Source organism: Stenotrophomonas acidaminiphila (genome assembly GCA_002951995.1).
GTDB classification, from domain to species: domain Bacteria; phylum Pseudomonadota; class Gammaproteobacteria; order Xanthomonadales; family Xanthomonadaceae; genus Stenotrophomonas; species Stenotrophomonas acidaminiphila_A.
In genome coordinates this window covers 60001-75293 of record CP019797.1, presented here as the reverse complement: position 1 = coordinate 75293, position 15293 = coordinate 60001, and the positions used below count along the sequence as shown (strand labels likewise).

Genomic DNA, 15293 nt, shown 5'->3' with positions numbered 1-15293 from the left:
GGGCAAGCCCGGCACCTACGGGACGTGGAGGCGGGGCCCGCCCGCCTTCGCATTGCAATGCCAGGCCCCGTACAGGCGGGGCTTGCCCCGCCTTCACGTTGCAATGCCGGCGCCGACCCGCGCCGGCGAGGGCCCCTCACCCGCGGACCGGCTGCGCCAGGCCGTCGCGGATCGCCTGCTCGATCAGGCGCTCGGCCTCGCGCTGGGCACGCACGCTGGCGGCGGCCTGCTGGCGGCCCAGCTGGGCCTGTTGCCTGCCCAGTTCCGCCTGCCGGCGCGCCAGTTCACGCATCTCCTCGCGCATGGCCGGGGTGTCGATCTGCGCGCGCAGTTTCTCGGCCTCGCGGCGGGCGGCTTCGGCCTGTTGGCGGCTCGTCGTGGCATCCCCGCCGTGCGCGGCCAACGCCAGTTCCGCCTGGCGCGCGGCCAGCTCGCCGATGCGGGCGCCGATGTCACCCATGCGCCCGCCGATCTCGCCCTGGCGTTCGCCCAGCTTGCCCTGGCGCTCGCCAAGGCGGCCCTGCTGCTCGCCCAGCCGCGTGGTTTCGGCGAAGGCCTGCTCGAACCGCGACAGCACCCCGGCATCGCGCACCACGTAGGCGCGGCCATCGCGACGCAACAGCAGCACGCCGTTGCCGTCGTCCAGCCGGCGCGCCTGCTCCAGATCGGCCATCGAGCCGTTCATCACGCTGTGCTCGTCTTTCAACAGCACGTAGCCGTTGCTGCTCGGGCTCTGCGAAAGATGGATCACGCCATGCGTCGACACCGGCGGCGCGGGCGGTGCCGGCGGGGCCTTGGGGGCGGCCGGGGCTACCGGCGGCGGCGGCGCGGGCAGCGCCGGCGCGGTGCCCTTGGCCCTGATCACGGTGTGCACCACCGAATGGTCGCCTTTGGGCACGGCAGGCGGGCTTGGCACGGCCGGTACCGCGGGGGCCGCGGGCACCGGCGGCGGGGACGGCGGGGACGGCGGTGCCGGCATGGCCACCAGGCGCATCGGCAACACGCCGACCAGCGCCACCGCGGCGACGATCAGGCCCGCGCCCAGGCGCGGGAAGGACGAGGTGTTCTGCAGCATGAGCAGTCTCCGCTTGAGGCTCAGGTAGGTGGGCGAGGCGCTGGCGAGGCCGGCGCCGGGCCGGGGGCTGACGCCCAGCTGCAGCAGCAGGCGTCCGTAGTGCTGGCGGCAATGGCGGTTGCCGGCGACCACCGCGGCATCGACCGCCGCCTCGCGGGCGATCGCGTACTCGCGGGCCGCCAGGTGCACCAGCGGGTGGAAGAAGAACAGGTGCTGGGCCAGCGCCGGCACCAGCCCCAGCCACAGGTCGTGGCGCTGCAGGTGCACCAGCTCGTGGGTCAGGGCCATGTCCAGGTCGTCGTCGCCCATGCGCGGCAGGCCACGCGCCGGCAGCAGCAGCACCGGCCGCCAGGGGCCGACCAGCTGCGGCGAATCGATGGCCGCGCTGAGCATCAGCCGCGGCGCGCGGCGCAGGCCGTGGGCTTCGGCCGCCAGCTGCAACGCGGCATCCAGGCGACGGTCGTCGCTGGGCCGTGCCGTGCGCAGCAGGGCGCGGCTGGCGCGCCAGGCCGAGGCGGTGCGCAGCGCCATCACCAGTACCCCGGCCAGCCACAGCGCCATCACCACGTGCAACCACGACCAGCCGCTTTCCAGCGGCAGTGGCTGCATCACGATCAACGGTGCGGCGGTGGCCTGCGGCTGCGCGGCGGCGGCCTGCTGCACCACGTCGACGGTGGTGTCCAGCGCCGGCAGCACCGGCAGCTGCAACGGCGCGCTCCAGACCAGGCCGACCACCGCCTGCAGCGCCACCAGCCACCACAACCCGCACTGGGTTGCCGCCGGCAGTCGCCGCACGCAGCGGCACAACACCCACACCAGCGCGGTGAGCACGACGGTCTGTACGCTGGTGGCGAGCAGGCGATTTCCCAGCAGTTCGAACAGGCTGTCCATGATCAATCCTCCCGGCGCTGCGATTGCAGCCTGCTGACCAGCGCTTCGAGTTCGGCCAGTTCGTTGTCGCTGACCTCGGCCTTCTCCGACATCCACGCCACGAACGGCGAGATCGAGCCCTGCAGGGTCTTTTCGACGAAGCTGCCGACCGCGCTGCTCACCACCTCCTGCTGTTGCGCGGTGGAGCGGTAGCGGTACACACCCTGGTCCTGCGCGCGCTGCAGGTAGCCCTTGCCGCGCAGCCGCTCCATCATGGTCAGCACGGTGGAGCGGGCCAGGCCGCGCGCCTCGCCGAAGCCGGCGGCGACTTCGCCGACGCTGGCCGGTTCGTTTTCCCCGATGTACTGCAGCAGGGCCAGCTCCTGGTCCCCGATGGTCTTGCGGCGCATGGTCGACTCCGTGACTACATTTGTCGCCACGGTAGTCATGACTACAAATGTAGTCAATAGCCCGGAAGGCATACCGCCCGGTGTCGGGCTGAATACTTCAGGTTGCGGGGCCGCTCAGGACACCTGGCTGTCGATCTGCCAGCGGGCGAATTCGGCTTCGAACTCCGGCAGGTCCAGCAGGCCCAGGCACGCCTGCGCACCGACCGGCAGCGGTTCGCCACGCGCCAGGCGCCGCGCCAGCAGCACCGCGGCGAAGGTGGGGATCTCCGGCCCGTGCAGCATCGGTGCGGTGAGATCCCAGTGCACCCGGTGGGCGACGCCGCCGCGCTGCCCGCGCAGGGTCACGCGCATGCCGCCCAGGTCGGTGCCGAAACGATCGAAGCAGCGCCCGGCGCGGGCGAACGCACCGGCCAGCGCCGCCATCGGCAGCGGCACGCCACGGTGCCGCAGCCAGGCCAGGGCCGCCAGGCAGCGCGACAGCAGCGGCAGTTCCAGCGCGGCACGGAAACGCACCGTCGACACGCCTGGATGGCGCTGCACCAGCAGGTCGTGGTCGGGCACGTCGCAGGGCGAGGCCAGCCGCGGTGCGATGTGCGCGAACGTGACCGGCTGCGGGTCGGCCCAGCCGACGACCGGCTGCCAGCGTCCGTCGATCCAGCAGCGGAACGACTGCCCGCAGTACGACAGCACCGCGCGCACCGTGGCCATGCCCAGCGGCGTGGCCTGCGCCGGCGCGATCACGATGTCGATGGACTGCAGTACGTCCAAGCGCCCGCGCAGCGCATCGACCACCGCGCCGGACAGGGCCGGCAGGGTGCTGGCGCCGCTGATCGCGCTGCGTCCGTGCCGGCGCGCCACGGCATCGAGCTGCGCGGGAAAATCGCGGACGAAATCGCGGCCGTCGGCCAGGTCGATGTAATGCATGCCCGCCTCCAGGCACGCACGCGCGACGCCGTAGTCCTGCCCCTGGAACGGTCCGGCGGTGTGGATGACCAGATCGGCGCCGGTCGCGCGCAGGTCGTCGGCGAACGTCGCCGCGGCCGTATCCAGCCGCCGGCACTGCACCGGCGCCATCTCCACCCCGGGCAGGTTGGCCGCCGCGCGCTGCGGGTGGCGCCCGGCGGCGATGACGGTGATGCCCGGGGTCGCCGCCAGCGCGCGCACGATGCGCGCGCCGAAATGCCCGTACCCGCCGAGCACCACGACCCGGCAGCCTTCCTGTTGCGACATCGATCCACTCCGCATGCGGCGATGCACGCATTATCGGCGGGCATCGCCGCGGCCGTCGCGGCCGGCTTTCATCGCCCGCACACGGCGGCGGCGGCAGGCTCGGCACACCGCCCCGCCATGGAGTCCGCCATGTACCGCAGCCTGATCCTCGCCGGCACCGTCGTGCTGTCCGCCGCCGCCTGCAGCAGCGCGCCGGTCGCCAGCATCCAGCCCATCGACGGGGTCATCTCCGGCCAATGCCACACCGACATGGTGCTCGGCGCGGCCGGGCTGGCCGCCTCGCCGGCCACGGTGGAACGCGCGCGGGTGGACAGCGACAGCCTGCAGGTGCAGACGGTGCGCGGTGGCACGCGGCTGCCGGCGACCCCGACCAGCGCCACGTCCGGGGGCGACCGCCTCACCATCGAGGTCGGTCGCGGCAACGCCATCACCGCGCTGCGCTGCGGTTGAGCGCGGCGCCTGTGCATGCAGGCGGGATGACGCGCTGCGACGGTACAGGCCTGGAACCAGGCGATATGCTTCGGTGTCCTTCATCAGCACTGGAGTTCCGATGCGAATCCCGACGATGCCGCGCGCCGTGCGCCGCCCCACCGCCCTGATCGCCGCCCTGTCGCTCGTGCTCGCGCTGGGCGCGTGCAAGGGCCCGGCCCCGGAAGAACAGGAGCAGGCGCTGGACCAGGCCAAGCAGGCCGCCGATGCCGCCGCCACCCCGGACCAGGGCGTCGCCACCACGCCGCCGCCGGTGGGCAGCTGCGATGCCAGCCAGGTCGAAGGCCTGGTCGGGCAGGCTTACACCGAGGCGCTGGCCGAGCAGGCACGACAGGACGCCGGGGCCGCCAAGCTGCGCCTGCTCAAGCCCAACCAGCCGGTCACCATGGAGTTCCTGGGCGAGCGCCTGAACATCGAAGTGGATGACAAGGACGTGGTCACCGGGGTCCGCTGCGGCTGACCCGGAACACGCCGCAAAGCCTTGCGGCGCAAGGGTTTGGTTGCTGCCGCAACCATGCGTTGCGGCACCGCAGCATCTGTGTTCTAGTCGAGCGCATCCGGTGGCCTCAACGCTGCGCTCCAGTGACGGGCATGCCGTGCACGCGACAGCAACATGGCCGTGCATGGGGTGCCGCGGTGGACGAGGGTGAGGTGTCGCCGCCCACCCGCGCACCACGAGGCCCAGATGACCCTCCGCACTCGCCAGGGGCTCTACGACCCGCAAGACGAACGCGACGCCTGTGGTTTCGGCATGGTCGCGCAGCTGGACGACCAGCCTTCCCGGCTCCTCGTCGACACCGCGATCGCCGCGCTCTCGCGCATGACCCACCGCGGCGGCGTCGCCGCCGATGGCCTCACCGGCGATGGCTGCGGCCTGCTGCTGCGCAAGCCCACCGTGTTCCTGCGGCGGCTGGCGGAGGAAGCCGGCATCGCGCTCGGGCCCAACTTCGCCGCCGGCGTGGTATTCCTGCCGCATGACCCCGCGGCCGCGCAGCGCTGTCGCGGGGAGCTGGACGCGCAGCTGCGCGCGGCCGGCTGCCATCCGCGCGGCTGGCGCGAGGTACCCATTGATGCCAGCGTCTGTGGCGAGCTGGCGCGCGACACCCTGCCGCGAATCGAGCAGGTGTTCGCCGATGCCGATCCGGGGCAGGACGCCACGCAGTTCGCGCTGGCGCTGTTCCTGGCGCGACGCCGCAGCGAACAGGCCCTGCGCGATGTCGCCGATTACTACGTCACCACGCTCAGTGCCGACGCCATCAGCTACAAGGGCATGGTGCTGCCGGACAAGCTGAGCACGTTCTACCCGGACCTGCAGCGCCACGAACTGGCCGCCAGCGTAGTGGTGTTCCACCAGCGCTTTTCCACCAACACGATGCCGCGCTGGCCGCTGGCGCACCCGTTCCGCCTGCTCGCCCACAACGGCGAGATCAACACCATCGAGGGCAACCGCCACTGGGCGCAGGCGCGCAGCCGGGTATGGAAGACCCCCAGGTTCGACATCGCCGAGTTCGACCCGGTGATCTCGATGCACGGCTCGGATTCGCAGAGCATGGACAACATGCTCGAACTGCTGGTGGCCGGCGGCATGGAGCTGATCCAGGCGCTGCGCATCCTGGTGCCGCCGGCGACCCAGTCGCTGGAATTCAAGGACGCCGACCTCGCCGCGTTCTACGAGTTCTACGGCCTGAACAGCGAGCCATGGGACGGCCCGGCCGGGATCGTCGCCTGCGATGGACGCTACGCGGCGTGCACGCTGGACCGCAACGGCCTGCGCCCGGCGCGCTGGATGCTGACCGCCGACCGCCACTTCCTGGTGGCGTCCGAGGCCGGGGTGTGGGAAGTGCCCACCGAGCGCGTGGTGCGCAAGGGCAAGCTGGGGCCGGGGCAGATGATGGCCATCGACCTCAAGCGCGGCGACCTGCTCGACTCCGACGCCATCGACCGCATCAACCGCGCGCGCGCCCCGTACAAGCAATGGCTGCACCAGGGCGTGACCTACCTGCAGACCGAACTGATCGACCCCTCGCTCGCCGAGGAGCCGTTCGACGAAGCCACCCTGCGCAGCTACCACAAGCTGTTCCAGCTCACCGCCGAGGAAGTGGAGCAGGTGCTGCGGCCACTGGCCGAGACCGGGCAGGAAGCCACCGGCTCGATGGGCGACGACACCCCCATCGCCGTGCTCAGCCGCCACACCCGGCCGCTGTACGACTACTTCCGCCAGGCGTTCGCGCAGGTCACCAATCCGCCGATCGATCCGCTGCGCGAAGACTGCGCGATGTCGCTGACCACCCAGCTGGGCAGGGAGACCAACATCTTCCATGCCGGGCCGGAGACGGTGAACCACGTCATCCTCAACTCGCCGGTACTGAGCCAGCGCAAGCTGCGGCAGTTGCTGAAGATGGAGCAGTACGTCGAACGCAACCGCCTGATCGACCTGTCCTACAGCGTCGAGGAAGGCCTGGCCGCCGGCATCGCGCGCATCTGCGCGCAATGCGAGCAGGCCGCCCGCGACGGCGCGGTGATGCTGCTGCTGTCCGACCGCTACCCGGTGCCGGAACGGCCGATGGTGCATGCGCTGCTGGCCACCAGCGCGGTGCACCACCACCTGTCGCAGCGGGGCCTGCGCTGCGACGTCAACCTGATCATCGAAACCGGCACCGCGCGCGACGCGCACCACATGGCCTGCCTGCTGGGCTTCGGCGCCACCGCGGTGTACCCGTACCTGGCCTACCAGACCCTGTTCGACATGGGCCGGCGCGGCATCCTGCTGCTGAAGAAGGGCGGCGAGGTCTCGCAGATCGGCCGCAGTTACCGCAAGGGCATCTACAAGGGCCTGAGCAAGATCATCTCCAAGATGGGCATCTGCACCGTGGCCAGCTACCGCGGCGCGCAGCTGTTCGAGATCGTCGGGCTGGACCCGGACGTGGTGCGGCTGTGCTTCCCCGATGCCACCGCGCGCATCGGCGGCGTCGGCCTGGCGCGGCTGGATGCCGAAGCCCGCGAACTCGCCGCGCGCGCCTGGAACGCGCTGGCCCCGGCCGAAGTCGGCGGGCTGCTCAAGTACGTGCACGACGGCGAGTACCACATGTACAACCCGGACGTGGTGCTGACCCTGCAGCGCGCCGCGCGCACCGGCAACGCCGAGGACTGGCGCCGCTACACCGAGGCGGTGCATTCGCGTCCGGTGTCGGCGCTGCGCGACCTGCTGCAGCTCAAGCAGGCGGCCACGCCGGTGCCGCTGGCCGAAGTGGAACCGGCCGAAGCACTGTTCAAGCGGTTCGACACCGCCGCCATCTCGCTCGGCGCGTTGTCGCCGGAAGCGCATGAGGCGCTGGCCATCGCCATGAACCGCCTCGGCGGCCGCTCCAACTCCGGCGAGGGCGGCGAAGACCCGGCGCGCTATGGCACCGAGAAGCGCTCCAAGATCAAGCAGGTGGCCTCCGGCCGCTTCGGCGTCACCGCCGAGTACCTGGTCAACGCCGAGGTGCTGCAGATCAAGGTGGCGCAGGGCGCCAAGCCCGGCGAGGGCGGCCAGCTGCCCGGCCACAAGGTCAACGAGCTGATCGCGCGGCTGCGGTATGCGAAGCCGGGCATCGGCCTGATCTCGCCGCCGCCGCACCACGACATCTATTCGATCGAGGACCTGGCGCAGCTGATCTACGACCTCAAGCAGGTCAACCCCGACGCGCTGGTATCGGTGAAGCTGGTATCGCATGCCGGGGTCGGCACCATCGCCGCCGGCGTGGTCAAGGCCGGCGCCGACCTGATCACCGTATCCGGCCACGATGGCGGCACCGGCGCCTCGCCGATCAGCTCGATCCGCTACGCCGGCGTGCCATGGGAACTGGGCGTGGCCGAGTCGCACCAGGCACTTGTGGGCAACGACCTGCGTGGCCGCACCCTGCTGCAGACCGACGGCGGCCTGAAGACCGGGCTGGACGTGGTCAAGGCCGCGCTGCTGGGCGCGGACAGCTTCGGCTTCGGCACCGGCCCGATGATCGTGCTGGGCTGCAAGTACCTGCGCATCTGCCACCTCAACAACTGCGCCACCGGCGTGGCCACCCAGGACGAGCGCCTGCGCGAGGGCCATTTCACTGGCCTGCCCGAGCGGGTGGAGAACTTCTTCCGGCTGCTGGCCGAGGAAGTGCGGCAGTGGCTGTCGTACCTGGGCGCGCGCTCGCTGGATGAGATCGTCGGCCGCACCGACCTGCTGGAGCAGCTGGACGTGGCGCCGCGCGAAGGGGTCAAGGTGGATCTCTCGCGGCTGCTGGCGCCGGCCCGCTACGAAGGCTCGCACTGTGCGGCGCAGCGCCTGTACCAGTCGCCGGACAGCCTGGCCACGCAGATGGACGGGCTGCTGGCCGGGGCGATCGCGCACAAGCGTGGCGGCGAACACCGCTTCCTGATCCACAACACCGACCGTTCGGTGGGCACGCGCCTTGCCGGTGCCGTCGCCCGCGCGCACGGCAACCACGGCATGGAGGACGCGCCGCTGAACCTGCGCTTCCGCGGCACTGCCGGGCAGAGCTTTGGCGCGTTCAACGTCGGCGGGCTGAACCTGGAAGTCGAGGGCGAGGCCAACGACTACGTCGGCAAGGGCATGGCCGGCGGCCGGCTGGTGGTGCGACCGCCGCGCGGCGCGCGCTTCGAGGCGCGCAGTACCGCCATCGTCGGCAACACCTGCCTGTATGGCGCCACCGGCGGCGAGCTGTTCGCCGCCGGCCGGGCCGGCGAGCGCTTCGGCGTGCGCAACTCCGGCGCGCTGGCGGTGATCGAGGGTGCCGGCGACCACTGCTGCGAATACATGACCGATGGCATCGTCGTCGTGCTCGGCAAGGTCGGGCTGAACTTCGGTGCCGGGTTCACCGGCGGGCTGGCCTACGTGCTGGACGTGGACCGCGATTTCGTTGACCGCTACAACCACGAGCTGATCGACATCCACCGCATCTCGGCCGAAGGCTTCGAGAACTACCGCCAGCACCTGCACGCCCTGATCGGCCGCCACCGCGAGCTGACCGGCAGCATCTGGGCACAGCAGATCCTGGACGAGTTCCGCGACTACGTCGGCAAGTTCTGGCTGGTCAAACCCAAGGCCGCGAGCATCGAATCGCTGGCGGCCGCGCTACGCAACGCCGCATGACGCCAGGAGTCCCTTTCGCGCGCACGCCAAGGGACTGCGGCGGGGATGCCGCAACGGCATCCCCGCTCCGCCCCCGCCCCCTCTTCACGAGCTGCCCATGAGCCGCAAGCAAGCCTTCCAGTTCCTCGACCTCCCACGCACCATGCCGCGGCGCATTCCGGTGGAACTGCGTACATCCGGTGACTGGGGCGAGCTCTACGGCAGGTTCGACAAGGCCGATGCGCAGCACCAGGCCGGCCGTTGCCTGGACTGCGGCAACCCGTACTGCAGCTGGAAGTGCCCGGTGCACAACGCCATCCCGCAGTGGCTGCAGCTGGTGCAGGAAGACCGCATCCACGAGGCGGCGACGCTGTGCCATTCGACCAATCCGCTGCCCGAGGTGTGCGGCCGGGTGTGCCCGCAGGACCGCCTGTGCGAAGGCAGCTGCACGCTGGAGGAATTCGGCGCGGTGACCATCGGCGCGGTCGAGAAGTACATCGTCGATACCGCGCTGGCCAGCGGCTGGAAGCCGGACCTGCAGTCGGTGCAGCCCAGCGGCAGGCGGGTCGCCATCGTCGGTGCCGGCCCGGCCGGGCTGGCCTGCGCCGATCGCCTGGCGCGCGCCGGCATCCAGGCCGTGGTATTCGACCGCTACGAACAGATCGGCGGCCTGCTGCAGTTCGGCATCCCCAGTTTCAAGCTGGACAAGCGCGTGATCGCGCGCCGTCGCGAGATCCTCGAGGGCATGGGTGTGCAGTTCCGGCTGGGCGTGGAGATCGGCCGCGACATCACCATCGAACAGTTGCAGGCGGACTACGACGCGGTGTTCCTGGGTACCGGCGCCTACCGCTATACCGACGGCGGACTGGTGGGCCAGGACCTGAAGAACGTGCTGCCGGCGTTGCCGTTCCTGGTGCAGAACGGGCGCATCGTCGGCGGCGGCGATCCGCAGGGGCGCCCGATCGCCGGCTGGGAAGACCAGATCACGCTGCCGGACCTCAACGGCAAGCGGGTGGTGGTGCTTGGCGGCGGCGACACCGGCATGGACTGCGTGCGCAGCGCGGTCCGCCTGGGTGCGGCGCGGGTGACCTGCGCCTATCGCCGCGACGAGGCCAACATGCCCGGCTCCGCGCGCGAAGTGGCCAATGCCCGCGAAGAGGGCGTGCGCTTCCTGTTCAACCGCCAGCCGCTGGCGATCGAGGCCGGCGCCGACGACGAAGTGATCGGCGTGACCGTGGTGGAAACGCGGCTGGGCGAGCCCGATGCCAACGGCCGCCGCAATGCCGAACCGATCGAAGGCAGCGAATCACTGCTCGAAGCCGACGTGGTGATCATCGCCTTCGGTTTCTCCGCCACCCTGCCCGGCTGGCTGGCATCGCAGGGGGTGGAGGCGACCGGCAGCGGCCGCATCGTCACCGGCGGCGCCGGCCGGCTGCCCTATCAGACCCACAATCCACGCCTGTTCGCCGGCGGCGATGCGGTCCGCGGTGCCGACCTGGTGGTGACGGCCGTCGCCGAAGGGCGCGATGCCGCGGCCAGCATCATCCGGCTGCTGCTGTACTGAGTCGTGCGTTGCACGGCCGCAGGCCCGGATGCCGCGTTGCCCGTTTCTCCGGTCCCGACCGGGACAGATGAGGCGCGCATTGTGCGCGGCGCGGACCGGGTGCCTCGCGGGTACCGGAACGCGCCCGGTGGTCACCTGGGTCGACGGTGCCCGCGCCCGAGCGCATCGCCCGGTGCGCGGGCACGCGGGCGCGCGCATCACCGAAGCGCGGCGGCATGCAGCGGACGACTGCGGCTGCGTGCCCCTGCCGCGGGTCCGGCCCTCTCCAGCACGTAAACTCAGTGCGTTCCCACTCCAGCGAGATCTCCATGCGCATCGGCCTGGCCGCCAACCGCCTGCACCACGAACGCGCCGACGCCGCCCTGTTCCGCTGGCTCCGGGCCAGCGCCGGCGGCATCCGCGAGCTCGGCGTCGAACTGCATGCCGTCGGCCGCACCCATGACGCCATCGCCGGTGCCCTGCCCCCGGCAGCCTGCCCGGCCTGGCGCGCTACCCGAACGGCCGCGACGGCGGACTGATGAAGCTGGTCGCCGAGATCGTGGGCATGGGCACGCCCGCACGTACCCTGGACGGCGCGATCTATCTGATCGATCCGGTGGATCCGTCATCGGTGTTCCCCGAGGCCATCGCGCTGAAGCGACAGTGCGTCATCCACGGCAAGCCCTTCATCTCCACGGTGGCCAGCGCCCGCGACTGGGTCGAGATGGAACGTATCCATGCAGGCCTGCCCGCCGACCCCGGCGCCGACGATCTCCACGACCTGGGCAACCAGACCCTGGCACTGATCGCGCACGACGCCCGCAAGCCGCAGATGCTGGCGTTCGCCGCCGAGCACTTCGACGTGCTGTCGCGGTTCGGCCAGCGCATCGGTACCGGCACCACCGGGCAACGCCTGAACGAGCTGGCCTGGAGCCGCGGCTGGCCCCGCGACCAGGCGTGGATCCAGCGTTTCCAGAGTGGTCCCCTGGGAGGGGATGCGCAGATCGCCGACCGTGTGCTGGAGGGCCGCTGCCAACGCGCGATCTTCTTCGAGGACCCGCATGTAGCGCGCCAGCACGAGGCTGACATCCAGTTGCTGGAGCGGGCGGTGACGACGGTGACGGACAGGGCGGTGTGCATCACCGCGCCCAACATCGCCGCGCGCTGGGCGGTGGCCGCACGGCAACGTGGCGGCATGCGCGCTGCACCACTAACCAGCCACAGTGAAGCATCCGGCGGCGCCGTATAGGCACCGTATACACCGACCTGCATCGGAGTTGCGGCGTCCCGCTGGCGCGACGGCTTCAGATCCGGCGCAGCGACCCTCACCACGCTGGCCCCGCGCGCTGAGAGCTTTGAGATCCTGCGTTCGACGCAGGAAGCGCGGTTGGAGAGGGTGATGACGAACAGCTTTGGTTTTGGGGGTACGAACGCGACGCTGGTGTTCGGGCGGGTGTGATCTTCGCGTTCTGGCGGCAATGATGGAAGCAACGGCGCCTTTTGGCGCCGTTGTCGTATGTGCGGTGGGCGCCGATCAGCTTGAGGCTGCACCTGCTCCACGCCTTCGCCTAGGCGGATCGGTTAGGGTGCAGCAGCCAGGCCCGCGTGGCTGCTGGCCTTTTTGTCTGTCCCGCGCCTGCAGGGCGGCCGTCGCAGTGCACTCCTGCAGATCCGTGGGCTCGCACGTAGCACGTGAGCGAGAGGCAGGCATACAGCTGCTGGAGCGTGCGGTGACGACGACGAGGCGGTATGCATCACCGCACCCAACCTTGCCACGCGCAGGGCGGCTCACTGCCGGGCAACGCCCGCAGCAACGCTGATTTGAGGGGTGGAAAACGCCAACGGCGCCGTCAGGCGCCGTTCTGGTCCATGCGACAGCCGGGTTTTGGATGCCGCACAAAAGCAAACCCCCGCTGCGTGAGCAGCGGGGGTTTGGGGATAAAGCCCCTGGCGATGACCTACTCTCGCATGGCTTGAGCCACACTACCATCGGCGCAGCTGCGTTTCACTTCCGAGTTCGGGATGGGATCGGGTGGTTCCACAGCGCTAATTTCACCAGGGAGAGGGTTGGAGGGTCGCTATCCGTTGGAGCAGGATAAAGCGCCAGCCTCTCGTAGGTCTTGTGACGTAGCGTGCACTTGGGTCTATCGACATGTCATGTCGGCCAAGGCAACTTGAGGTTATATGGTCAAGCCACACGGATCATTAGTATCAGTTAGCTCAACGCGTTGCCGCGCTTACACACCTGACCTATCAACCACGTAGTCTACATGGTTCCTTCAGGGGGCTTGTGCCCCGGGAAGTCTCATCTTGAGGCGCGCTTCCCGCTTAGATGCTTTCAGCGGTTATCGCTTCCGAACATAGCTACCCGGCAATGCCACTGGCGTGACAACCGGAACACCAGAGGTTCGTCCACTCCGGTCCTCTCGTACTAGGAGCAGCCCCTCTCAAACTTCCAACGCCCATGGCAGATAGGGACCGAACTGTCTCACGACGTTCTGAACCCAGCTCGCGTACCACTTTAAATGGCGAACAGCCATACCCTTGGGACCGACTACAGCCCCAGGATGTGATGAGCCGACATCGAGGTGCCAAACACCGCCGTCGATATGAACTCTTGGGCGGTATCAGCCTGTTATCCCCGGAGTACCTTTTATCCGTTGAGCGATGGCCCTTCCATACAGAACCACCGGATCACTAAGTCCTACTTTCGTACCTGCTTGATCCGTCGATCTTGCAGTCAAGCACGCTTATGCCTTTGCACACAGTGCGCGATGTCCGACCGCGCTGAGCGTACCTTCGAGCTCCTCCGTTACTCTTTAGGAGGAGACCGCCCCAGTCAAACTACCCACCATACACGGTCCCCGACCCGGATAACGGGCCTAGGTTAGAACGTCAAGCACGACAGGGTGGTATTTCAAGGATGGCTCCACTGCAGCTGGCGCCACAGTTTCATAGCCTCCCACCTATCCTACACAGACGAACTCAACGTTCAGTGTAAAGCTATAGTAAAGGTTCACGGGGTCTTTCCGTCTTGCCACGGGAACGCTGCATCTTCACAGCGATTTCAATTTCACTGAGTCTCGGGTGGAGACAGCGCCGCTGTCGTTACGCCATTCGTGCAGGTCGGAACTTACCCGACAAGGAATTTCGCTACCTTAGGACCGTTATAGTTACGGCCGCCGTTTACTGGGGCTTCGATCAAGAGCTTCGCCTTGCGGCTGACCCCATCAATTAACCTTCCAGCACCGGGCAGGCGTCACACCCTATACGTCCACTTTCGTGTTTGCAGAGTGCTGTGTTTTTGATAAACAGTCGCAGCGGCCTGGTCACTTCGACCATCGCCAGCTATAGCCCGCATGGGCCACCGGCAATGGTGCACCTTCTCCCGAAGTTACGGTGCCATGTTGCCTAGTTCCTTCACCCGAGTTCTCTCAAGCGCCTGAGAATTCTCATCCTACCCACCTGTGTCGGTTTACGGTACGGTCTGCGTAAGCTGAAGCTTAGGAGCTTTTCCTGGAAGCGTGGTATCAGTGACTTCGTCTTAAAGACTCGTCTCGGTGCTCGGTCTTGAAGGATCCCGGATTTGCCAAAGATCCAAACCTACCGCCTTTCCCCAGGACAACCAACGCCTGGTACACCTAACCTTCTCCGTCCCTCCATCGCACTTACGCGAGGTGCAGGAATATTAACCTGCTTCCCATCGACTACGCATTTCTGCCTCGCCTTAGGGGCCGACTCACCCTGCGCCGATTAACGTTGCGCAAGGAAACCTTGGGCTTTCGGCGTGCGGGTTTTTCACCCGCATTATCGTTACTCATGTCAGCATTCGCACTTCCGATACCTCCAGCAAGCTTCTCAACTCACCTTCACAGGCTTACGGAACGCTCCTCTACCGCGCATAACAAAGTTATGCACCCCAAGCTTCGGTTCTGTGCTTAGCCCCGTTAAATCTTCCCCGCAGACCGACTCGACCAGTGAGCTATTACGCTTTCTTTAAAGGGTGGCTGCTTCTAAGCCAACCTCCTGGCTGTCTGTGCCTTTCCACATGGTTTTCCACTTAGCACAAAATTTGGGACCTTAGCTGTGGGTCTGGGTTGTTTCCCTTTTCACGACGGACGTTAGCACCCGCCGTGTGTCTCCCATACAGTCCGTCTCGGTATTCGGAGTTTGCAATGGTTTGGTAAGTCGCGATGACCCCCTAGCCATAACAGTGCTCTACCCCGAGAGGATACATATGAGGCGCTACCTAAATAGCTTTCGAGGAGAACCAGCTATCTCCGGGTTCGATTAGCTTTTCACTCCTAATCACACCTCATCCCCTACCTTTGCAACGGGAGTGGGTTCGGGCCTCCAGTGCGTGTTACCGCACCTTCACCCTGGGCATGACTAGATCACCCGGTTTCGGGTCTACTGCCCGCGACTATGCGCCCTTATCAGACTCGGTTTCCCTTCGCCTCCCCTATACGGTTAAGCTTGCCACGAACAGTAAGTCGCTGACCCATTATACAAAAGGTACGCAGTCACTCTTTCGAGCTCCTACTGCTTGTACGCACA

The 15293-nt window shown here is 68.0% G+C and carries 7 protein-coding genes, 2 rRNA genes and 1 pseudogene (1 of these 10 running past the window's edge); 5 read left to right on the top strand and 5 right to left on the bottom strand.

Annotated elements, in window-relative coordinates; translation table 11 throughout:
* Positions 1–136: 136 nt before the first annotated feature.
* The 3 genes from B1L07_00295 to B1L07_00285 all read right to left on the bottom strand — a co-directional run bounded on the left by B1L07_00295 (position 137) and on the right by B1L07_00285 (position 3600).
* Positions 137–1966 (bottom strand): hypothetical protein, encoded by a 1830-nt coding sequence (locus B1L07_00295; GenBank protein ID AUZ53825.1) that lies wholly within the window; start codon positions 1964–1966, stop codon positions 137–139.
* 2 nt (positions 1967–1968) lie between these two features.
* Complete coding sequence (locus tag B1L07_00290; GenBank protein ID AUZ53824.1) at positions 1969–2355, bottom strand: methicillin resistance protein; 387 nt, start codon at positions 2353–2355, stop codon at positions 1969–1971.
* A 114-nt stretch (positions 2356–2469) separates the two neighbouring features.
* Positions 2470–3600 carry a saccharopine dehydrogenase gene (locus B1L07_00285; protein ID AUZ53823.1) on the bottom strand — a complete coding sequence of 377 codons (1131 nt, stop codon included), beginning with the start codon at positions 3598–3600 and terminating at the stop codon, positions 2470–2472.
* Between the two features lie 114 nt (positions 3601–3714).
* Here B1L07_00285 and B1L07_00280 point away from each other — a divergent pair, with 114 nt between their 5' ends.
* From B1L07_00280 to B1L07_00260, 5 genes and pseudogenes are all read left to right on the top strand, one after another.
* Positions 3715–4035 (top strand): hypothetical protein, encoded by a 321-nt coding sequence (locus B1L07_00280; protein ID AUZ53822.1) that lies wholly within the window; start codon positions 3715–3717, stop codon positions 4033–4035.
* 115 nt (positions 4036–4150) lie between these two features.
* A complete protein-coding gene (locus B1L07_00275) occupies positions 4151–4534 on the top strand; it encodes an Elastase inhibitor AFLEI Flags: Precursor (protein ID AUZ53821.1) in 384 nt (127 codons plus the stop codon).
* Between the two features lie 225 nt (positions 4535–4759).
* Positions 4760–9214 carry a glutamate synthase large subunit gene (locus B1L07_00270; GenBank protein ID AUZ53820.1) on the top strand — a complete coding sequence of 1485 codons (4455 nt, stop codon included), beginning with the start codon at positions 4760–4762 and terminating at the stop codon, positions 9212–9214.
* Between the two features lie 97 nt (positions 9215–9311).
* Positions 9312–10757 carry a glutamate synthase small subunit gene (locus B1L07_00265; protein ID AUZ53819.1) on the top strand — a complete coding sequence of 482 codons (1446 nt, stop codon included), beginning with the start codon at positions 9312–9314 and terminating at the stop codon, positions 10755–10757.
* A gap of 308 nt (positions 10758–11065) precedes the next feature.
* A pseudogene (locus B1L07_00260) lies at positions 11066–11985 on the top strand (methylglyoxal synthase).
* A gap of 696 nt (positions 11986–12681) precedes the next feature.
* Here the strand turns inward: B1L07_00260 and rrf are convergent.
* Positions 12682–12796: ribosomal RNA gene (gene rrf / locus B1L07_00255) — 5S ribosomal RNA — on the bottom strand.
* Positions 12797–12911: 115 nt separating this feature from the next.
* Positions 12912–15293 (bottom strand): 23S ribosomal RNA (locus tag B1L07_00250) (it continues 511 nt past the right edge of the window).

Excerpts from the sequence above, each read along its gene's own strand:
- B1L07_00265 (AUZ53819.1), top strand. The coding sequence starts at position 9,312 with ATGAGCCGCAAGCAAGCCTTCCAGTTCCTCGACCTCCCACGCACCATG.
- B1L07_00285 (AUZ53823.1), bottom strand. The coding sequence starts at position 3,600 with ATGCGGAGTGGATCGATGTCGCAACAGGAAGGCTGCCGGGTCGTGGTG.
- B1L07_00295 (AUZ53825.1), bottom strand. The coding sequence starts at position 1,966 with ATGGACAGCCTGTTCGAACTGCTGGGAAATCGCCTGCTCGCCACCAGC.
- B1L07_00290 (AUZ53824.1), bottom strand. The coding sequence starts at position 2,355 with ATGCGCCGCAAGACCATCGGGGACCAGGAGCTGGCCCTGCTGCAGTAC.
- B1L07_00280 (AUZ53822.1), top strand. The coding sequence starts at position 3,715 with ATGTACCGCAGCCTGATCCTCGCCGGCACCGTCGTGCTGTCCGCCGCC.
- B1L07_00270 (AUZ53820.1), top strand. The coding sequence starts at position 4,760 with ATGACCCTCCGCACTCGCCAGGGGCTCTACGACCCGCAAGACGAACGC.
- B1L07_00275 (AUZ53821.1), top strand. The coding sequence starts at position 4,151 with ATGCCGCGCGCCGTGCGCCGCCCCACCGCCCTGATCGCCGCCCTGTCG.